The sequence below is a fragment of the Clavibacter tessellarius genome, assembly GCF_001618005.1.
Lineage (GTDB): Bacteria > Actinomycetota > Actinomycetes > Actinomycetales > Microbacteriaceae > Clavibacter > Clavibacter tessellarius_A.
The window spans coordinates 101,401-119,274 of sequence record NZ_LQXA01000047.1; the positions used below are offsets into that span (position 1 = coordinate 101,401).

Annotated in this window: 21 protein-coding genes; 6 read left to right on the plus strand and 15 right to left on the minus strand. The window is 75.2% G+C overall.

The features are described from left to right. Positions 1-19 precede the first annotated feature (19 nt). From AWH51_RS12730 to AWH51_RS12740, 3 genes are read right to left on the minus strand one after another with little or no spacing between them, the layout of a single operon-like run. Positions 20-952, minus strand: coding sequence for a biotin-dependent carboxyltransferase family protein (locus AWH51_RS12730; protein ID WP_081235117.1), 933 nt, complete (start codon positions 950-952; stop codon positions 20-22). Continuing rightward, on the minus strand, positions 949-1,569 hold the full coding sequence (locus AWH51_RS12735; protein ID WP_063072432.1) for a 5-oxoprolinase subunit B family protein: 621 nt from the start codon (positions 1,567-1,569) through the stop codon (positions 949-951). The genes AWH51_RS12730 and AWH51_RS12735 overlap by 4 nt, the downstream gene beginning before the upstream one ends. Further along, positions 1,566-2,366: a LamB/YcsF family protein gene (locus AWH51_RS12740; protein WP_063072433.1), complete on the minus strand. Its 801-nt coding sequence runs from the start codon at positions 2,364-2,366 to the stop codon at positions 1,566-1,568. The genes AWH51_RS12735 and AWH51_RS12740 overlap by 4 nt, the downstream gene beginning before the upstream one ends. Before the next feature lie 106 nt (positions 2,367-2,472). Here AWH51_RS12740 and aspS point away from each other — a divergent pair, with 106 nt between their 5' ends. The 3 genes from aspS (at position 2,473) to AWH51_RS12755 (ending at position 5,128) form a co-directional block, all read left to right on the plus strand. Further along, the gene (gene aspS, locus AWH51_RS12745) at positions 2,473-3,789 is read left to right on the plus strand and encodes an aspartate--tRNA(Asn) ligase (RefSeq protein ID WP_175345525.1); all 1,317 of its coding nucleotides are present in this window, start codon (positions 2,473-2,475) and stop codon (positions 3,787-3,789) included. Between the two features lie 281 nt (positions 3,790-4,070). Beyond that, positions 4,071-4,607 carry an AAA family ATPase gene (locus tag AWH51_RS12750; protein ID WP_063072434.1) on the plus strand — a complete coding sequence of 179 codons (537 nt, stop codon included), beginning with the start codon at positions 4,071-4,073 and terminating at the stop codon, positions 4,605-4,607. Between the two features lie 179 nt (positions 4,608-4,786). Further along, on the plus strand, positions 4,787-5,128 hold the full coding sequence (locus AWH51_RS12755) for a hypothetical protein (RefSeq protein WP_063072435.1): 342 nt from the start codon (positions 4,787-4,789) through the stop codon (positions 5,126-5,128). Positions 5,129-5,198: 70 nt separating this feature from the next. Here the strand turns inward: AWH51_RS12755 and AWH51_RS12760 are convergent, their stop codons facing one another. The 8 genes from AWH51_RS12760 to AWH51_RS12795 form a co-directional block, all read right to left on the minus strand. Further along, complete coding sequence (locus tag AWH51_RS12760; protein ID WP_063072436.1) at positions 5,199-6,752, minus strand: hypothetical protein; 1,554 nt, start codon at positions 6,750-6,752, stop codon at positions 5,199-5,201. Beyond that, complete coding sequence (locus AWH51_RS12765) at positions 6,749-7,390, minus strand: ABC transporter ATP-binding protein (RefSeq protein ID WP_063072437.1); 642 nt, start codon at positions 7,388-7,390, stop codon at positions 6,749-6,751. The genes AWH51_RS12760 and AWH51_RS12765 overlap by 4 nt, the downstream gene beginning before the upstream one ends. Positions 7,391-7,463: 73 nt before the next feature. Next, a complete protein-coding gene (locus tag AWH51_RS12770; protein ID WP_063072438.1) occupies positions 7,464-8,678 on the minus strand; it encodes a GDSL-type esterase/lipase family protein in 1,215 nt (404 codons plus the stop codon). After that, complete coding sequence (locus AWH51_RS12775) at positions 8,675-9,517, minus strand: alpha/beta hydrolase (RefSeq protein ID WP_254654577.1); 843 nt, start codon at positions 9,515-9,517, stop codon at positions 8,675-8,677. The genes AWH51_RS12770 and AWH51_RS12775 overlap by 4 nt, the downstream gene beginning before the upstream one ends. Then, positions 9,514-10,827, minus strand: a complete 1,314-nt coding sequence (locus AWH51_RS12780; protein ID WP_063072439.1) for an MFS transporter — start codon at positions 10,825-10,827, stop codon at positions 9,514-9,516. Before AWH51_RS12780 ends, AWH51_RS12775 begins: the two co-directional genes overlap by 4 nt. Positions 10,828-10,934: 107 nt before the next feature. Next, complete coding sequence (locus tag AWH51_RS12785) at positions 10,935-11,954, minus strand: LacI family DNA-binding transcriptional regulator (protein ID WP_302621245.1); 1,020 nt, start codon at positions 11,952-11,954, stop codon at positions 10,935-10,937. 76 nt (positions 11,955-12,030) lie between these two features. After that, the gene (locus AWH51_RS12790) at positions 12,031-12,333 is read right to left on the minus strand and encodes a Dabb family protein (RefSeq protein WP_063072440.1); all 303 of its coding nucleotides are present in this window, start codon (positions 12,331-12,333) and stop codon (positions 12,031-12,033) included. A 46-nt stretch (positions 12,334-12,379) separates the two neighbouring features. Continuing rightward, positions 12,380-12,643, minus strand: a complete 264-nt coding sequence (locus tag AWH51_RS12795; RefSeq protein ID WP_063072441.1) for a glutaredoxin family protein — start codon at positions 12,641-12,643, stop codon at positions 12,380-12,382. Positions 12,644-12,731: 88 nt separating this feature from the next. Between AWH51_RS12795 and AWH51_RS12800 the strand changes: the two genes are divergently transcribed. After that, entirely contained in the window at positions 12,732-13,484 is a 753-nt protein-coding gene (locus tag AWH51_RS12800) for an HAD family hydrolase (protein WP_063072442.1), read from the plus strand. A gap of 178 nt (positions 13,485-13,662) precedes the next feature. On the opposite strand, the gene AWH51_RS15755 is transcribed toward AWH51_RS12800, so the two are convergent. From AWH51_RS15755 to AWH51_RS12810, 3 genes are all read right to left on the minus strand, one after another. Next, complete coding sequence (locus tag AWH51_RS15755) at positions 13,663-13,761, minus strand: 30S ribosomal protein bS22 (protein ID WP_003792170.1); 99 nt, start codon at positions 13,759-13,761, stop codon at positions 13,663-13,665. A gap of 72 nt (positions 13,762-13,833) precedes the next feature. Next, positions 13,834-14,073, minus strand: coding sequence for a helix-turn-helix domain-containing protein (locus AWH51_RS12805; RefSeq protein ID WP_012299821.1), 240 nt, complete (start codon positions 14,071-14,073; stop codon positions 13,834-13,836). A gap of 122 nt (positions 14,074-14,195) precedes the next feature. Further along, positions 14,196-14,747: an ArsR/SmtB family transcription factor gene (locus AWH51_RS12810; RefSeq protein WP_063072443.1), complete on the minus strand. Its 552-nt coding sequence runs from the start codon at positions 14,745-14,747 to the stop codon at positions 14,196-14,198. A 77-nt stretch (positions 14,748-14,824) separates the two neighbouring features. Here AWH51_RS12810 and AWH51_RS12815 point away from each other — a divergent pair, with 77 nt between their 5' ends. Further along, a complete protein-coding gene (locus AWH51_RS12815; protein ID WP_063072444.1) occupies positions 14,825-16,249 on the plus strand; it encodes a TrkH family potassium uptake protein in 1,425 nt (474 codons plus the stop codon). Positions 16,250-16,302: 53 nt separating this feature from the next. Continuing rightward, complete coding sequence (locus AWH51_RS12820) at positions 16,303-16,971, plus strand: potassium channel family protein (protein ID WP_043671599.1); 669 nt, start codon at positions 16,303-16,305, stop codon at positions 16,969-16,971. Positions 16,972-17,011: 40 nt separating this feature from the next. Here AWH51_RS12820 and proC read toward each other — a convergent pair. Next, a partial coding sequence (proC, locus tag AWH51_RS12825) for a pyrroline-5-carboxylate reductase (protein ID WP_063072445.1) occupies positions 17,012-17,874 on the minus strand: 863 nt, incomplete at its 5' end.

Consider the following 17,874-nt stretch of genomic DNA (forward strand, 5'->3'; position numbering starts at 1 on the left):
CCCCGGTCGGCGCGTCCGCTCACACGAGCCGGATGCGCTGGCCGGGGCGCAGCTGCGCGGCCAGCCGGACGTCGTCGCGGGCGACCACGCCGATCACCGGGTAGCCGCCCGTCATGGGGTGGTCGGCGAGGAACAGGATCGGCCGGCCCGATGGCGGCACCTGGAGCGCGCCCGTGACGACGCCCTCGCTGGGGAGCTCGCCGGGGATCCGCCGCTCGAGCGGTGCGCCGTCGAGCCGGACGCCCACGCGGTCGGCCTCCGCCGTGACCTCCCACGTCCCGTCGAGGAGGGCGTCCCAGGATCCGTCGACGAACCAGTCGAGGCGCGGGCCGGGCGAGACGCGGAGGACGACCTCGCCGTCGGCGGGCGCGGAGACCGGCAGCGAGTCGACGGGCGGGACGGGGCCGGCGACCGCGGATCCGACGGGCAGCGCGTCGCCGGGTGCGACCGGCGCCGGACCCACGCGGGAGAGCAGGTCGGTGGCGCGGGATCCGAGGACGGGCGGGACGTCGATCCCGCCCCGGACGGCCAGGTACCAGCGGATGCCGCGCTCGGCGGCGCCCACCTCCAGCGCGTCGCCCGCGTCGAGCAGCATCGCCCGGGCGTAGGGCGCGGGACGCGCCTCCCGGCCGACCGTGCGCGCGAGCGGGCCGACGGCGCCCGTCACGGCGACCCACACGGCCGCGGTCGCGCGCAGCACGGCGCCGCCGAGCACGATCTCGAGGCCCGCGGTGCCGGGCGCGTTGCCGACGAGGAGGTTGGCGTCGGCGAGGGCGCGCGGATCCAGCGCGCCGGAGGGCGAGACGCCGATGCCGCCGTGGCCGGGTCGTCCGGCGTCCTGCACGAGCATCAGCGGGCCGGTGCGCTCGACGACGAGCGCGGGCGCGGCGGCGGTCGTCGCGCGACGGCCGCGGCGCCCGGGGGCCGGCCCGACGGTCCCGGGCGCGCTCACGCCCCGACCTCGCGGAAGCGCACGGCGGATCCGGGCACGAGGAGCGCCGCCGGCTCGCGCTCCGGGTCCCACAGCACCGCGTCGGTCGTGCCGATGAGCTGCCAGCCGCCCGGGGAGGCGCGCGGGTAGATCCCGCTGAACTCGCCCGCGAGCGCGACGGCGCCCGCGGGCACGCGCGGCCGCGGCGACGCGCGGCGCGGCACCACGAGTCCGGGGACGCCGGCGAGGTACCCGAAGCCCGGCGCGAACCCGCCGAACGCGACCGTCCAGGTGCCGGAGGTGTGACGCCGGACGACCTCGCGCGCGTCGATGCCGAGGAGCGCGGCGACGTCGGCCAGGTCCTCGCCGTCGTAGACCACGTCGATCTCGACGGGCTCGCCCCCGCGCGCCCCCGCCTCGTCGGCGGGCGTCGCGGCGAGGGCCCAGGCGCGGGCGGCGGCCACCGGGAGCACGTGCGGATCCACCGTGACGAGGATGCTGCGTGCGCCCGGCACGACGTCGACCACGCCCGCCGGCCGCGTGGCGTCGAGCACGGGCTGGAGCCGGAGGACCTCGTCGAGGGAGTCGAGGTCGAGCATGACGGCGGCGTCGCCGCACGGCAGGAGGCGGAGGGTCACAGCGCGCGCCGGTCGCGGACGGGGAGGGCGCGGTCGGCGGCGTCGGGCACGGGGCGGATCTCCACGCCCGCCTCCTCGAGGGCCGCGCGCACCGCCCGGGCGAGGCCCACGGCGCCGGGGGTGTCGCTGTGCAGGCAGATCGAGTCGGGGTCGAGCCGCACGACGGATCCGTCGACCGCCACGACCGTGCCCTCCGTCGCCATGCGCACCGAGCGGGCCGCGACCTCGGCCGGATCGTGGACCACCGCGCCCTCCTGCCGCCGCGACACGAGCGCGCCCGCGGGCGTGTAGGCGCGGTCGGCGAAGGCCTCGACGCGCGTCGGCAGCCCGGCGGTGGCGGCGAGCCGGAGGACCTCGGAGCCGGGGAGCCCGAGCACGGGGAGCGTCGGATCCAGCGCCACGACCGCGTCCACGACGGCCTGGGCCTGCACGGGATCGTGCGCGATGCGGTTGTACAGGGCGCCGTGCGGCTTGATGTAGGAGACGCGCGCGCCGACCGTGCGGGCCATGCCGCTGATCGCCGCGAGCTGGTAGAGCACGTCGCCCGTGAGCTCGGCGGGCGAGGCGTCGAGGTCGCGGCGGCCGAACCCGGCGAGGTCGCGGTAGGCGACGTGCGCGCCGACCGCGACGCCGTCCCGCGCCGCCCGTTCGAGCGCGTGCAGCATCACGAGCGGATCCCCCGCGTGGAACCCGCAGGCGACGTTCGCGCTCGAGACGATGGCGAGCATCGCGTCGTCGTCGCCCAGGGTCCAGCGGCCGAACGACTCCGCGAGGTCGCTGTTGAGGTCGATCCGCATGGCGTTCCCCCTGCACCCGGTGCGACGGCCGCGGGCCGCGGCGCCGTCCCCACCAGGCTAGGCGTCCCGTGGGGCGACCGGCCGGACAGCGGCGCGGATAGACTCGATGACCGTGACCTCACGCACCCTCATCAAGAACCTGGCCGCCCTCGACGACGGGGACGTGGCCGTCTCCGGATGGGTCGAGACCGTCCGGGACCAGAAGAAGATCCAGTTCGTGATCCTCCGCGACGAGTCCGGCGCGGTGCAGCTCACGTACAAGCGCCAGGGCGACGAGGACCAGACCGCCGACACCATCTCCGGCCTCGCCGCCGGCACGTTCCTCACCGCCACCGGCACGCTCAAGCACGACGAGCGCGTGAAGCTCGGCGGCCTGGAGATCGGCCTGTCCGGCATCGAGGTCGCGGGCGCGGCCATCCCCGAGACCCCCATCGCGGCCGACTCCTCCATCGACAAGCGCCTCGACTGGCGCTTCATCGACCTCCGCGCGCCCCGCAACTCGCTGATCTTCCGCGTGCAGACCACGCTCGTGCACGCGATGCGCACCTACTGGGTGGAGCACGACTTCATCGAGGTCTTCTCCCCCAAGCTCATGGCCACGCCCTCCGAGTCGAACGCCGAGCTGTTCAAGGTCGACTACTTCGACGGCGTCGCGTACCTCGCGCAGAGCCCGCAGTTCTTCAAGCAGATGGCGCAGTCCGCGGGCTTCGGCAAGATGTTCGAGGTCGGCCCGGCGTTCCGCGCCGACCCGTCCTTCACCTCGCGCCACGCGACCGAGTTCACCTCGGTGGACGCGGAGATCAGCTGGGTCGAGAGCCACGAGGACGTCGCCCGCCTCCAGGAGGAGCTCATCGTCGCCGCGCTCACCGCGGTGAAGGAGAAGCACGGCGACGAGATCCGCGAGCTGTTCGACGTGGAGGTGACCGTGCCGAGCATCCCGTTCCCGCGGATCCCGCTGCTCGAGGCCAAGGACATCGTCGCGAAGCGCGGCCACGTGATCGACCGCGCCGACGACGACCTCGACCCCGAGGGCGAGCGCCAGATCGCGGCGCACGTGTTGGAGGAGTTCGGCCACGAGTTCGTGTTCCTCACCGACTACCCGTCGACGATCCGGCCGTTCTACCACATGCGGAACGCCGAGGACCCGTCGATCACGAACAGCTACGACCTCATCTGGAACGGCGTCGAGATCACCACGGGCGCCCAGCGCGAGCACCGCGTCGAGGTGCTCGAGGCGCAGGCCCGCGAGAAGGGCCTCGACCCCGAGGAGCTCGGCTCCTACCTCGACTTCTTCCGCTACGGCGTGCCCCCGCACGGCGGGTTCGGCATGGGCCTCAACCGCGTGCTGATGCTGCTGCTGCACCAGTCGAACCTGCGCGAGGTCACGTACCTGTTCCGCGGCCCGAACCGGCTCGCGCCGTAGGCACCCGCTCCACCGGACGGCCCGATCCCCTCGCGGGGTCGGGCAGTTCCGCGTCTCCCGGACCCCGCGCGACCCGCGCGCTCCCGGATGCGCATCGCGCGGGGGAGCCGCCGGGCCATGGTCGCCACCAGGGCCGAGTACCGGGCGGCGGGGCCGCTCGCGCGACGGGCCTCGACGCGGTCGGCGCGGCGTTCGAGGAGATCGAGGCCCGTCGCGTCCTCCGCCTGGCCATCTGACCGGTCGGCAGCCGGCCCAGCGCACGCGACCGGCAGGATGGAGCCGTGCCCGACCACCTCGCCCTCCCGCCCGCCGTGTTCCTCGACGGCACCTACGGCGTCGGCAAGAGCGCCGTGCTCGAGCACCTCGGCGACCTCCTCGCAGCGGACGGGACGCCGTTCGCGCTCATGGACGTCGACTGGTTCCACCGGTCGTGGCCGACGGCGGCGGGGGATCCGGAGAACGTGGTGATCGAGGCGCAGGCCATGGCCGCCACCTGGGCCGAGTACCGGGCGGCGGGGCCGCGGCAGCTGGTGGTCAGCGGCGTGATCGCCGAGCGCGCCGACCTCGACAGGTACCGCGCGGCGCTCGGGATCGATGTGCGGTGCGTGCGCCTCACGGCGTCCGACGCGGTCGTCGAGGCGCGGTTGCGGTCCCGGTACGACGCGGATCGCGTGGCGGCGCGCGAGTGGCACCTGGCGCGGTTCCGCGACCTCGCCGCGCGCCAGGAGCGGGCGGACCTCGCCGAGGCGGTCATCGCGACGGACGGCGTCTCGCCGCGCGACGTCGCCCGCGCGGTGCGTGCCGCGCTCGGGTTCTGACGCCCGCCGCCGGCCGCCCGGCGTCGGCCGCCCGGCGTCGGCCGCCCGGCGTCGTCCTCCCGGCGTCGTCCTCGTCGGATCGGGCGCCCGCTCGTCGGCGCGCCCGCGGTCCCCGCCCGCACGGCTTTCCTCACGTGCCGTAATGTGCAGCACATCACCACGATCCGGGAGGGCCAGCAGTGGGTCAGCTCATCTACGACACGTCGACGCGCACGACGATCGACGACCGCGCGCTCGCCCACCTCCAGATCGTGATGCTCAACAAGCTCCGCCGGAAGGAGAGCTTCGCTTTCTCGTGGAAGTACCCGGCCGCCGAGGGCGACGGGCGGAGCACCGTCTGGATCGCCCCCGAGCTCCCCCTGCACTTCCGCTTCTCCGGCAGCCGGCCCCCGGCGATCAACCCGGCCTGGGTCGACGTGCTCATGGACAGCGCCAACACCGCGGCCGGCCTGCACCTGGTGCCCGAGCCGCCGCAGCGCGAGGCCGTCCCGCGCGTCGTGCACGAGCTCGGCGTGGACTGACGCCGGCCTCGCGCGCGTCCGGCGGCGGCACCGGCACCGGCACCGGCACCGGCACCGGGGCGCGTCCGGCCTAGTCGCGCGCCGTCGCGATCCGGCGGCGGGCGCGGTAGGCGATCCCGGCCGCGATCGGCAGCGCCACCGCCGCGCCGAGCGGACCCACGGACGCCGTGGCCGCGACGACCGCCAGCGTGGATCCACCCGCGAGCAGGAGCGCGTCCGCCTGCCACGCCGCGACCACGAGCGCCGAGGCGTCGCCGGCCGGGGTGGCCACGGGCGCCATCACCTCGAGCGGCAGCGGCCCCTTCGCGGCGTCGAAGGCGCGCACCGCCACGAGCAGCAACGCGACCCCGGGCGCGGCGGGGAGCCCGGCCGGATCCGCGCCCTGCGCCACCGCGACGCCCGCGCCCGCCAGCGCGCCCACGACCCCGGCCGCGGCGGGCAGGATCGCGTGCAGCGCGAGCAGCCGGCCCGTGGGGATCCCGTACAGCGGTGGCGCGGACGACACGTCGACCACGTGCCGGAAGCCGTCGGCCCACACGCCGAGCGCGAGGAAGCCGACGAGCGCCGCCGCGACGCCCGGGCCCCAGCGCCCGACCCCGTCGCCGCCGACGGCCGCGGCGACCAGCCCCCCGGAGGTCGCGATCCCGATGGCGGCCGCGGCGACGCGGACCGGCGTGCGGAGGGATCCGACGACGTCGCGCCGGAGGATCAGCGCGGGCAGCGAGCGCCCGCCCACCGCGGCGAGCCCGCGCCCGACCCGCGGCACGGGCCGGAAGCCGCCGGCGGCCATCGCCAGGTCGCCCGTGGTGGCGAGCGTCGTCGCCGCCTCCCACCGTCGGGCCTGAGCGACGAGGTCGGGTCCGCGCAACCCGCGGAGCAGCAGCGGGGCCGCCGCGACCGCGACGACGGCGAGCGCGACCAGGACGCCGAGCGCCGCGACCGATCCCGCCGGCAGCCCCGCGGATCCGGTCGCCGGCCCCGGCGATCCCGCGACCGGCCCGGGGAAGAGCGCCGCGAGCGCGCCCCACGGCGCCACGGGCGCGTGCGCCAGGAGGCCGAGCCCCGTGGATCCGAGCAGCACCGCGCCGACCGCGGCTCGCGCCCCGGGGCCCAGCCGCTGGCCGAGGAGCCAGCATCCCGCGACCGCGACGCCCGCGAGCGCCCCGCCCGCGGCGAAGGCGACGACCGGGACCGGATCCGCGTCGCCCGCGATGAGCAGCGCGATCGCCGGCAGCACCGCGACGAGCGCGCCGAGCGCCGCCCAGCCGACGAACGCCTGCGCGGTGGGCCGCCGCAGCACGACCGCCCGCGGGAGCGCGCTGCCGCCGAGGGCCGAGGCGAGGAAGGGCGACAGCAGCGCGGGACCGCGCGCGCCGCCGGCCGCGAGGAGGGCCGTGGCGGCGATCCCCCACGCCGCGGCGGTCGCGGTCGGGCCGTGCGCGCGGAGAGCGGCGGCGGCCGCCGGCTCCGCGAGCTCCAGCACGACCGCCCGCAGCAGAGGGAAGCCGACGATGAGCACCACGAGCGCGCCCGCGTACACGGCGTACGCGACGTCCATGGCGGAGGCGCCGCCGCGCTCGTCCCGGATCCCGCGGACGACGCGGAGCGCGCGGCCCGGCCTCACGCCGCGTCGCCGAGGAGCGCGACGCTCCGGCGGGCCACCGCGTCCCGCAGCACCGGGCTGTGCGTCGCGAGCACGAGCGTGCGCCCGGCCTCGAGCTCCTGGCGGAGGATCCCGATCACCAGCTGGAGCCGGTCGGGATCCAGCCGCTGCTCGGGCTCGTCGAGGAGCAGCACGTCGTAGGGCCGCACGGTCGCCATGGCGAGGGCGGCGAGCTGCGACTGCCCGGAGGACAGCTCGTGCGGGAAGCGGCGGCCGAGCGGCGCCAGGTGCCAGCGCTCGAGGTGGTCGGCGGCCCGGGCGCGCGCCTCCTCCGCGTCCATGCCCCACGAGGCGGCGATCACGGCGAGGTGCTCGGCGAGCGTGAGGTCGCGCGCGACGGGCGGATGGCCGACGGCCCCGGACACGGCCCGCCGGAACTCCGCGCGCCGCTCGTCGACGGGCCGGCCGGCGACGCGGACGGATCCCGTGCTCGGCCGCGTCAGCCCCGCCAGCACCCGCAGCAGCGTCGTCTTGCCCGCGCCGTTCGGTCCGGTGACGGCGACGGCCTCGCCCGCGGAGGCGGTCAGGTCGGTCGGCCGGAGCAGCGGGATCCCGTCGACGACCACCGACACCCGCTCGACCTCGACCGCTCCCGCCATGCGCCCATCCTCCCGCACGACACGCGCCGGGCCGGGTGCCGGCACCGGCCGTGCCCGCATCCGCGTGCGCGCGTCAGGCGCCGACCGATGCGCCCCGGCCCGCGCGCGGCACCAGCCCGCCGTCGCCGAAGACGCGCGCCGCCCATCTGCGCCCCATCTCCGCGTACAGCGCCGCATCCGGATGCAGCCCGTCGGGCAGCGGGAAGCGCTCCACGTCGTCCGGCCCGTACAGCGCGAGGCCGTCGAGGTGGGCGATCCGCTCCCCCGACGCGGTGCGCACCCGCGCGACGTGCGCCACGTGGATCCGCGACTCCGCCAACGTGAGCGCGCCCCGCCCCACGTCGGCCGGGTCGCCCGCCGCGAAGCAGCGCACCGTCCCGTCCTCCCGCAGCTCGACCCCGGGCGGCCCGGGCACGTGCTCGCTCCCGGGCCAGAGGATCGACGACGCGAGCACGATCGGCGTCTCCGGGTGCCCGCGCCGCACCCGGTCGAGGAACCCGTGCAGCGCGGGCACGAACGTGCGCTGGTCCATCGACCGCGCGCCCACGATGTTCACGCCGACGCTCAGCGAGATCACGTCGGCGGGCTCGTCGGCGATGGCATCGGCCACGAAGGGGTCGAGCATGCACTGCCCGCCGAAGCCGAGGCCGACCAGGTCGAGGCCGGCGCGGCGCGCGGCGACGACGGGCCAGGGGCCCGTCGGGTCGGGCGCCTCCACGCCGTGGCTGATGGAGCTGCCGTGGTGGATCCACCGCGGCAGCCCGAGCGGATCCGCGGCGCGCACGGGCCCGGCGCCGCCCACGGCCTCGATCCCTAGCAGGTCGACCAGCATCCCCTGCGGCAGCCAGACCGTGACGGTCGAGAGCTCGCGCCCGAGTCCGCGGAGCACGACGGTCGACGCGCCGCCCTCCGCCCCCGACGCGGTCTCCTCCGCCCGGTCGCCGAGGGGCGAGATGCGCCGCACCACGTCGACGGGCGCCTCCACGGGCGCGAGGTCGCGGCCGTCGACCTCGGCGACGAACGTGTTGCGCGGCCCCGGCAGCTCGTCGTAGTGGATCCGCGTGCACCGCACCCGGAGCCGCACCTCGTCCGCGGCGGTCGTGAACCGGATCCGGACGCCTCCGGCCGTCGAGACCTGCGCCCGCAGGAGCTCGCCCGCGGGCGGGAAGTCGCGCCACCGGTCGACGGGGAGCCGCACCGGACGCACGCCGCCCGGCACCGGCACGAGCCCCAGATGGCCGTGCACGCGGACGGATCCGCCGCCCAGCTCGACGACCTCGCCGCTCACGCCGCCCCGCCCGCCACGTGCGCTCGACCGTGCGCCCGCACGTGCGCCCGCACGTGCGCGACCGTCCGCGCGATCACCTCGTCGCGCTGCGGCAGCTGCGCCCAGCCGTGGTCCGCGCCGTCGACGACCACGAACTCCGCCCGGTCGCCGAGCGCGTCGGGCTCCAGGTACCGCCGGGCGTACGCGACGGGCACGAAGTCCTCCGTCCCGTGCAGGAGCAGGGCCGGGCCGTCGTATCCGGCGGCGCGCGCGTACGGGTCGAAGCCGAGGGCGTCGTCCCGCATGGCCGGCCCCATGCGCATCCCGGCGAAGTCGAACCAGCCGTCGGCGTCGAGCGACGCGAGCGAGCGGCCCTGGATGGTGCCGCCGCGGATGTCGTCCACGAAGACCGCCGCGGTCGACCACATCGCGAGCGACCGGATCCGCGCCCCCGCCGCCGTCTCCTCCGCGGCCACGACCGACGCCACGACCGCGCCGAGGCTCATGCCCACGAGGTGCACGTCGTCCGGATCCACCTCCGGCAGCGCCCGCACGGCCTCGAGCACGCGCCGCGCGTCGGCCACGTCGCCCGTCACCGTGGTGTCGAGGAACTCCCCGTCGCTCTCGCCGTGGCCCGCGCGGTCGTAGGCGACCACGCCGATCCCCTCCGCTGCGAGCCGCCGCGCGAGCGCCACGAACACGCCCGTCGTCTCGACCCGCGAGCCGCCGAAGCCGTGCATCAGCACCGCGACGGGCCCGGGTCCCGGGGCGTCGACCAGGTGCTGCGACCCGCGGAGCACGAGGCCCCGCACGCGCGCCTCGAACGGACGGATGCGCATCACGCCGGCCGGGCCGCTCACGCGACCGCCTCCACGGTGCGCACGGACGCCGTCGCGGGCACGGTGTCGCCCTCGACGTCGAACGCGGTCCCGCGCGCGCGGCGGAACCCGATCCACCCGATGAGGAAGCCCGCCGCCGCGACCGCCGAGACGCCGACGTAGACGCCCTGCGGGTTCAGCGCGAGGAGCGCCGGGGTCACGGCGTTGAGGCCGGCCGTGGCGAAGCGCGCCACCCCGTACACGGTGCCCTGCGCCGTGGACCGCAGCAGCGTGGGGAACGACTCCTGCGTCCAGACCTTCATGATCGTCTCGAAGCAGAACGCGCCCGCGAAGGTGGAGAGCACGATCGACACGACGAGCGTCGGCAGGCTGAAGCCGAGCACCACCGGGATGAGGTTCGCCGCGACCACCACGACCGACCCGACCACGAAGTACGGCATCCGGAAGCGGGTGTCCGCGACCGACATGAACCACAGGGCGCCCAGCACCGCGGCCGGCATCGCGAGGATCGTCCACGACTGGTACTCGTCGACCCGCGCGCCCGCGACGCTCACCGCGACGTACGTGCCGAAGCTCCCGGCGACGCTGATGGCCAGCGAGGCGAGCGTGTAGTACACGAGCAGCGTCACGAAGGGCCGGCGGTACGCGGGCCGGCCGAGGTCGCGGATCCGCCCCCGCTGCGCCCGCACGGTGCGCGCGCCGTCGGAGCGCTCGCGGCGCGCGACGAGCCAGGACGCCGACTCGGGGATGGTGAGCCGCATCAGCAGCACGAGGACGCCGACGACGCCGAACGCGCCGAACATCACCTGGCCGCCGGTGGGCCCGGACTGGCCGAACAGGATGCCGATGACCACGGCCAGCAGGATCCCGAACCCGCCCAGCAGGTTCGAGAAGACGAGGATCTTGCCGCGGTTCCGGTCGGTCGCCGCCTCCGAGATGGTCGCGAGCGCGACGGGGAGGTCGGCGCCGACGCCGATGCCGATGAGCGCGATGCCGGGGAGCAGCGCCGCGGACGAGACGCCGAGGAACGGCGTGATCGAGCCGATCACGATCAGCGTCATCGTGACGAGGAAGACGCGACGTCGACCGAACCGGTCGCCCGCCCATCCGCCGAGCAGGCTGCCTGCGGCCACGCCTGCGGTGAGCACGGCCGTGAGATAGCCCACCTCCGCGCCCGTGAGCCCGGGCCCTCCGGTCGGCGGCGCGAGGAAGAGCACGAGCGCGATGCCCACGCCCGTCGTCGCGGCGGCGTCGACGAACGTCGCCATGCCGCACACGAAGCCCACCCACCAGGCGTTCGGGGCCCTCCGGGCCCCCTCGACAGCAGTCATCCCATACTCCTTCGTATGCGTCGTGAGATCGCGGGCCGGTCGGGCACCGGCCGCGCGCAGGATGCTACAACGATCTAGCACCTCCACGGAAGCACTCTCCCCGGAGATCAGGAGGCGGCGGGCCCGACCGAGGCGCCGGGTGCGAGCACCATCGGGATCCGGTGCACGGCAGGCGCCGCCTCCCGGTCGAACAGCAGCTCCACCGCTCGGCGCCCCAGCTCCAGCTGCGGCAGCGCGACCGAGGCGAGCGGCGGATCCAGCGCGCGGCTGATCGCGCTCCCGTCGAACGCGACCACCGACACGTCCTCCGGGACGCGGAGCCCGCTCCGGTGCAGCGCCTGGTACGCACCGGCGGCCACGGCGTCGTTGGCGCAGACGAGGGCGGTCGGCCGGGCGCCGGATCCGAGGAGCGCCGCCACGGCGTCGCGCCCGTCCGCGGTGTCCCAGTCGCGCTCCACGTCCTGGACGCCGGCGAGCTCCACGCCCGCCTCGGCGAGCGCGCGTCGCACGCCCGCGAGCCGCTCCTCGAGCGCGAGCGGCGCCCATCCGCGCCACGCCGGGCCGCCCGTGACGCCCGCGGGGAGTCCGCCCACGAACCAGATCCGGTCCCGGTGGCCGAGGTCGAGGAGCATGCGCGCGGCGTCCGATCCCGCCGTGTCCTCGTCCGGCACCACCGCCGACGCCGTCCCGCTCCCGGGCACGCAGTTCAGCAGCACGTGCGGCACCTGGTCGAGGAGGGCGGGCGGCTCGACGACGCGGGTGAACATGGACGCGTAGAGCACGCCGTCGATGGTCCGCCCGAGGAGGCTCTCGAGGAGCTGCTCCTCCTGCCGCGCGTCGCCCTGCGTGTCGACGGTGAACAGGATCGTGTCCCGCTCGTGCAGCGCGTCCAGCGCGCCGCGCACCATCGAGTTCGCGTGCGACGTGCTGCTCACGAAGTCGGACACGAGCGCCACCGTGCCCGAGCGGCCGGTGCGCAGGGTGCGGGCGGTCATGTTCGGGCGGTAGCCGAGCTCGTCGGCGGACTGCCGGATGCGCTCGATCGTGTCCGCGGAGAGCCGCTGGTCGGTCCGCCCCGTCAGCGCGAAGGACACCGCGGATCGCGACACCCCGGCACGCTCCGCCACCTGCGCGAGGGTGATGCGTCGCCGGGGGCCACGCGCGCTGCCGTCCCGGGCGGTCGCGCGGTCGTCGCCGACGACGTCAGACCTCGAAGTCGACCGATGCCGCGGACGCCACGAGGCTGCGCACGACGGCGGCGACGCGCTGGTGCTCGGGGTGCTGGTCGTACGCGTCGAGGGCGGCACGGTCGTCGAAGTCGGCGATGAGCACGAGGTCGTGGCTGCGGGCGGATCCGACGACGTCGCGCCCCACCTGGAACGAGCGGATGCCGGGCACCAGCGCCGGCAGCGTGCCGAGGGCCTCGGCGGCGCGGGCCGCGTCGCGGTCGAGGGCGGCGGGGTCGCGGTCGGCGAGCTTCCAGGAGACGACGTGGCGCAGGGTCATGCGACGACCCTAGCCGCGCGCGACGCGGGTCGGCGGACGGCCCGGGTCAGCGGGCGACGAGCGCGGCGCGCAGCCGGTCGGCGTCGATCCGCCAGTGGTTGTGCACGCGGCCGTCGATGAGGAGCACCGGGATCTCCTCCGCGTACTCGTCGGCGAGCGCCCGGTCGTCGAGGATGCTGCGCTCCTCGAGCGTGACGTCGGCGGCGCGCGCCGGGTCGAGCTCCCCGAGCACGCGGGTGACGACGTCGCGGGCGTCGTCGCACAGATGGCAGCCGGGCTTGCCGACGAGGGTGAGGACCGTTGCGCTCATCCGCCCAGCGTAGGCGAGCGCGGCCGTCGCGCCGCTCCCGGGACGGGCGGCGGCCGGGCGCGGGAGCGTCGCCTACGCTGGCCCGATCATGGTCGAGCAGGCGGTCGCCCCGGTCCTCGCGTTCTTCGACGTGGACAACACCCTGATCCATGGCGCGAGCGCCTTCCACCTCGTGCGCGGGCTCCGCGCGGCGGGCCTCCTCTCGACGCGGGACATCGTCGGCGCCGGGTGGAAGCACGCGCGCTTCAAGGCGCGCGGCGAGAACGACCGGCACCTCGCATCCGCCCGCGCCCGCGGCCTCCAGGTGGTGACGGGCGTCACCGTCGCGCAGATGGCGCGGCTCGCCGACGACGTGTACGAGCGCCACACCGCCGCCACCGTCTGGCCGGAGACGCTCGACCTCGCGCGTGAGCACCTCGCGAAGGGCCACCAGGTCTGGCTCGTCACGGCGTCGCCGTCGTTCCTCGCCGACGTGATCGCGCGACGGCTCGGGCTCACCGGCGCGCTGGGCAGCGCGCTCGAGATCGCGGGCGGCGCGTACACCGGCCGCCTCGCGGGCGAGTTCCTGCACGGCGAGCACAAGGCCGCCGCGGCGCGAGCGCTCGTCGCGCGCACGGGGGCGGATCCGGCCGCGTGCTGGGCGTACTCCGACTCGCGGCACGACATCCCGCTGCTCACGCTCGTCGGCCACCCGGTGGTGGTGAACCCGGACCGGGTGCTGGCCGCCCACGCGCGCGCCGCGGGCTGGCCGTCGATGCGGCTGCAGCGCGCGAGCATCCGCGACGCCCGTCGACGCGTGCGCCGCGAGGCCGCGGAGGCGGGCGGCCCGGCCGCGCCCTGACCGGCCGCGCCCTGACCGGCCGCGACCTCCCCGCCCACGACCCCCCGCGCCGCGCCCACCACAGGCGGACAGACCCGCACCCGCACAGACCCACGCCCGGACAGACGAAGAGGACGCCGCCCCGTCTCCGGGTCGGCGTCCTCTCGTCGCGTTCGGCGCCCTCGTGGACGCGTGCGCTCTACTTCTTGTTGCGACGCTGGTGGCGCGTCTTGCGAAGCAGCTTGCGGTGCTTCTTCTTCGCCATGCGCTTGCGACGCTTCTTGATCACTGAACCCATAGGGGCACCTCATCTGTTGCCGGACGGAACACGCGGGCTCTGGTGACCCGCGGAAAATAGCCTCAGAGGAGTCTAGCCGACATCCGACATGCCGGAGTGACGCGAGGCCTCCCCGGGCTGGCCGGGCACCGCGTTCGACGGGTCGATCGCGGCGAGCACGGCCGACTCGGGCACGCGGAACGAGCGACCGAAGCGGATGGCGGGCAGGTCGCCCGAGTGCACGAGGCGGTAGACGGTCATCTTGGAGACGCGCATCATCTCGGCGACCTCGGCCACCGTGAGGAATCGGACGTCGGACAGGTCACGCGACATGGGCGGATGGACTCCTCGTTCTGCGTGACCGGCTCACGGACCTCGTAGCCCCCGCGATGCGGGCGCTGGTGCGCGAGTCTAGGGGTCCGGATGGACGCCTGTCCATCGTGTCACATCCTGCATCACGCGTCCCGGGAGTTCCCCGCCTTCCGGCCGCGCAGCCGACCGAGCGACGCCTGGCCCGCGCTGCCCGCCACGCGGGTGGCGTCGTGCACGGCCGCGGCCGCCTGGTAGCGGGTGTCCGCCCAGATGCGACCGAGCGACGCGGCGAACGGGTAGCCGGCCGGGTCGTGCTCGCCGTCGCCGTCGGGGTCCGCGGAGAGGCCGCCGCCGAGCAGGCCGGTGTCGGGATCGGCGTGGCCGTCGTCGACCGCGCCGCCGGCGACGCGATCGGCCGCCGCGAACGGCGCGACCCAGGCCTCGAGCGCCTCGAGCGGCGCGGGCTCCAGCCGGTAGTACCGGTGCTGCCCCTCCTCGCGGACGGACACGAGGCCGATGTCGCGCAGCACGCGCAGGTGCTTCGACACGGTCGGCTGGCTGATCCCGAGGGTCTGCACGAGCTCGGAGACGCTGATCTCCCCCGTGGGCGCCTCGGGCACGGCACGTCGGTCGAGCAGCACGCGGAGGAGGTCGCGTCGGGTGGGATCCGACACGACGTCGAAGATGTCAGCCATGCCCGAAGGGTATTCCGTCGCGCACTCGCAGTACCATGACCATCCGGGCCGACAGGGCTCGGAGCGGACAGGGGACCATGCGCGTCAAGCCGGAGAGGGGCCGTCCGCTGCTCGGCCGCATCCGCGACTTCCTCGACTACTTCGCGCACTCCACCCCGGCCCGCTTCGCGATCCTCATCTTCGCGGCGCTCGTGTTCACCCTCACGACGATCCTCATGCTCCCCGGCATGACGTCCACCGGCGACACCGCCCCCTTCGCCGACGCGCTCTTCACGGCCGTGTCCGCCATCTGCGTCACGGGCCTCGCGACGGTCGACATGGCCACCTACTGGACCCCGCTCGGCCACGCCTTCATCGCGCTCGGCGTGCAGATCGGCGGCATCGGCGTGCTCACGCTCGCGTCGATCATGGGGCTCATCGTCTCGCGCCGCCTCGGCCTCAAGGCGCGGCTCATGGCGGCGAGCGACAGCAACCCGCTGCGGATCCACCACGGCCCCGTCGCCGAGGGCCAGGCCGTGAAGCTCGGCGAGATCGGCACGCTGCTGCTCACGGTCGCGATCAGCGCGCTCGTCATCGAGCTGTCCATCGCGGCGCTGCTGTTCCCGCGGATCCTGCTGGAGGGCATCCCCGTCGGCCAGGCCGCCCTCGACTCCTTCTACTACTCGCTCATGGCCTTCACGAACACGGGCTTCGTGTTCAGCGAGGCCGGGTTCGAGCTGTACCACCAGGACTACTGGTTCCTCAGCCTGCTCATGATCGGCGTCTTCCTCGGCAGCATCGGCTTCCCGGTCATCTACGCCGTCTACCGCGGCTGGCGGAAGCCGCGGCGGTTCTCCGTGCACGTGAAGCTCACGCTCTGGACCTCGCTCATCCTCATCGTGCTCGGCACGCTCGCCTACGTCGTGCTCGAGTGGGACAACGAGAGGACGTTCGCGCGCATGGATCCGGTGCAGCACGGCTTCCAGGCGCTGTTCCTCTCGGTCATGACGCGCTCCGGCGGCTTCTCCACGCTCGACATGGGCGACTTCGGGAACGCGAGCCTGCTGGTCACCGACATGCTCATGTTCATCGGCGGCGGATCCGCGTCCACGGCCGGCGGCATCAAGGTCACCACCCTCGCGATCCTGTTCCTCGCGGCCTTCGCGGAGGCCCGCGGCAGCGAGTCGATGGAGGTGTTCGAGCGCCGCATCCCGAGCGACGTGCTCCGCCTCGCGGTGAGCATCGTGCTCTGGGGCGCGACGACCGTGGCGCTCAGCAGCATCGTGCTGCTCCAGATCTCAGGCGAGCGCCTCGACTACGTGCTCTTCGACGCCATCAGCGCGTTCGCCACCTCGGGCCTCAGCACGGGCTTCACGGCCGAGGCCACGGATCCCGCGAAGTACGTGCTCGCGGTCACCATGTTCCTGGGGCGCGTCGGCACCGTGACCCTCGCGGCGGCCCTCGCCGCGAGCACCCGCCGACAGCTCTTCCAGCGCTCCGAGGAGCGCCCGATCGTCGGCTGAGCCGACGGTCGCCCCACCCGTCCCCGCATCCACCGCAGCAGGAAGGCCCCACCATGGGCGAACGCATCCCCCACAACGCCCCCGTGCTCGTGATCGGGCTCGGCCGCTTCGGCGCCGCGACCGCCGGCCAGCTGGCCCGGCTCGACCGGGAGGTGCTCGCGATCGACGCGAGCGAGGGCCTCGTGCAGAAGTGGTCGGACCGCGTGACGCACGCCGTGCAGGCCGATGCGCGCAACATCGAGGCGCTGCAGCAGCTGGGCGCCAAGGACTTCTCCATCGCGGTCGTCGCGGTCGGGTCGTCGATCGAGGCGAGCGTGCTCATCACCGCGAACCTGGTGGACCTCAAGATCCCGCAGATCTGGGCCAAGGCCATCAGCCAGTCGCACGGCAAGATCCTGGAGCGCATCGGCGCGAACCACGTGATCTACCCGGAGGCCGAGGCGGGCGAGCGCGTGGCGCACCTGGTGTCGGGCCGGATGCTCGACTTCATCGAGTTCGACGATGACTTCGTGCTGGCGAAGATGTACCCGCCGAAGCCCATCCGCGGCATGGCGCTCGCGGAGTCGTCGGTGCGGCGGCGCTACCGGATCACGGTGGTCGGCGTGAAGACGCCCGGCAAGCCGTTCACGTACGCGACCGCCGAGACCGTCGTCTCGAACCACGACCTCATCATCGTGTCGGGCACGTCGGCCGACATCGAGCGGTTCGCCTCGCTGTCCTGATCCGCGGGTGCGCGCCGGCGCGGCTCGACCGGCGGCCAGCTCAGCCGGCCGCGAGCTCCCGCGCCCGGGCGAGCGCGGCGTCGGTCGCGCGGTCGAACAGCCCCGACAGGTCCGCCGCCTGCAGCACCTCGACGGCCCGCTCGGTCGTGCCCTTGGGGCTCGTGACCCGGCGGCGGAGCTCCGCGGGCTCGTCGTCCGACGCGGCGAGCAGCTCCACCGCACCACGGAAGGTCCCCTGCACGAGCACACGCGCTTCGTCGGGGCTGAAGCCCTTGGCCTCGGCCGTCCGCGTCAGCTCCTCGATGAGCAGGAACACGTAGGCGGGGCCGGATCCGGAGATCGTGCTCAGCGCGTCGATGCGGCCCTCGGGCACCTCCACCACGTCGCCGACCGTGGCGAACACGGAGCGGGCGAGCGCGAGGTCCTCGAGGCTCGAGCGCGTGCCGGCGGCGAGGCCCGTGACCCCGCGGCCCACGAGCGACGGCGTGTTCGGCATCGACCGCACGACGGCCACGTGGTCCGGCAGCAGCGACTCGAAGGTCGCGACGGTCACGCCGGCGGCGACGCTGATCACGAGCGCGCCGGGCTCCAGATCGTCGGCGATCTCGCGCAGCAGGTCCGGCACCAGGTGCGGCTTCACGCCCACGACCACGATGCGCGCGCCGCGGACCGCGCGGCGGTTCGCGTCGGCGTCCTCCTCGACGCTGGCGGCGGATACGCCGTCCCGGGCTCCGAGGGCGACGGCGCTGGCGGCCGAGCGCGTGGTGACGCGCACGTCGCCCTCGACCTCGACGCCCGGCTGCAGCAGTCCGCCGAGGATGGCGCCGTTCATGGACCCGGTGCCGAGCATCGCGAGCGACGGGAGGCGGACGACCTCGGCGGGGGCGGACGGGGCGGGGCGGG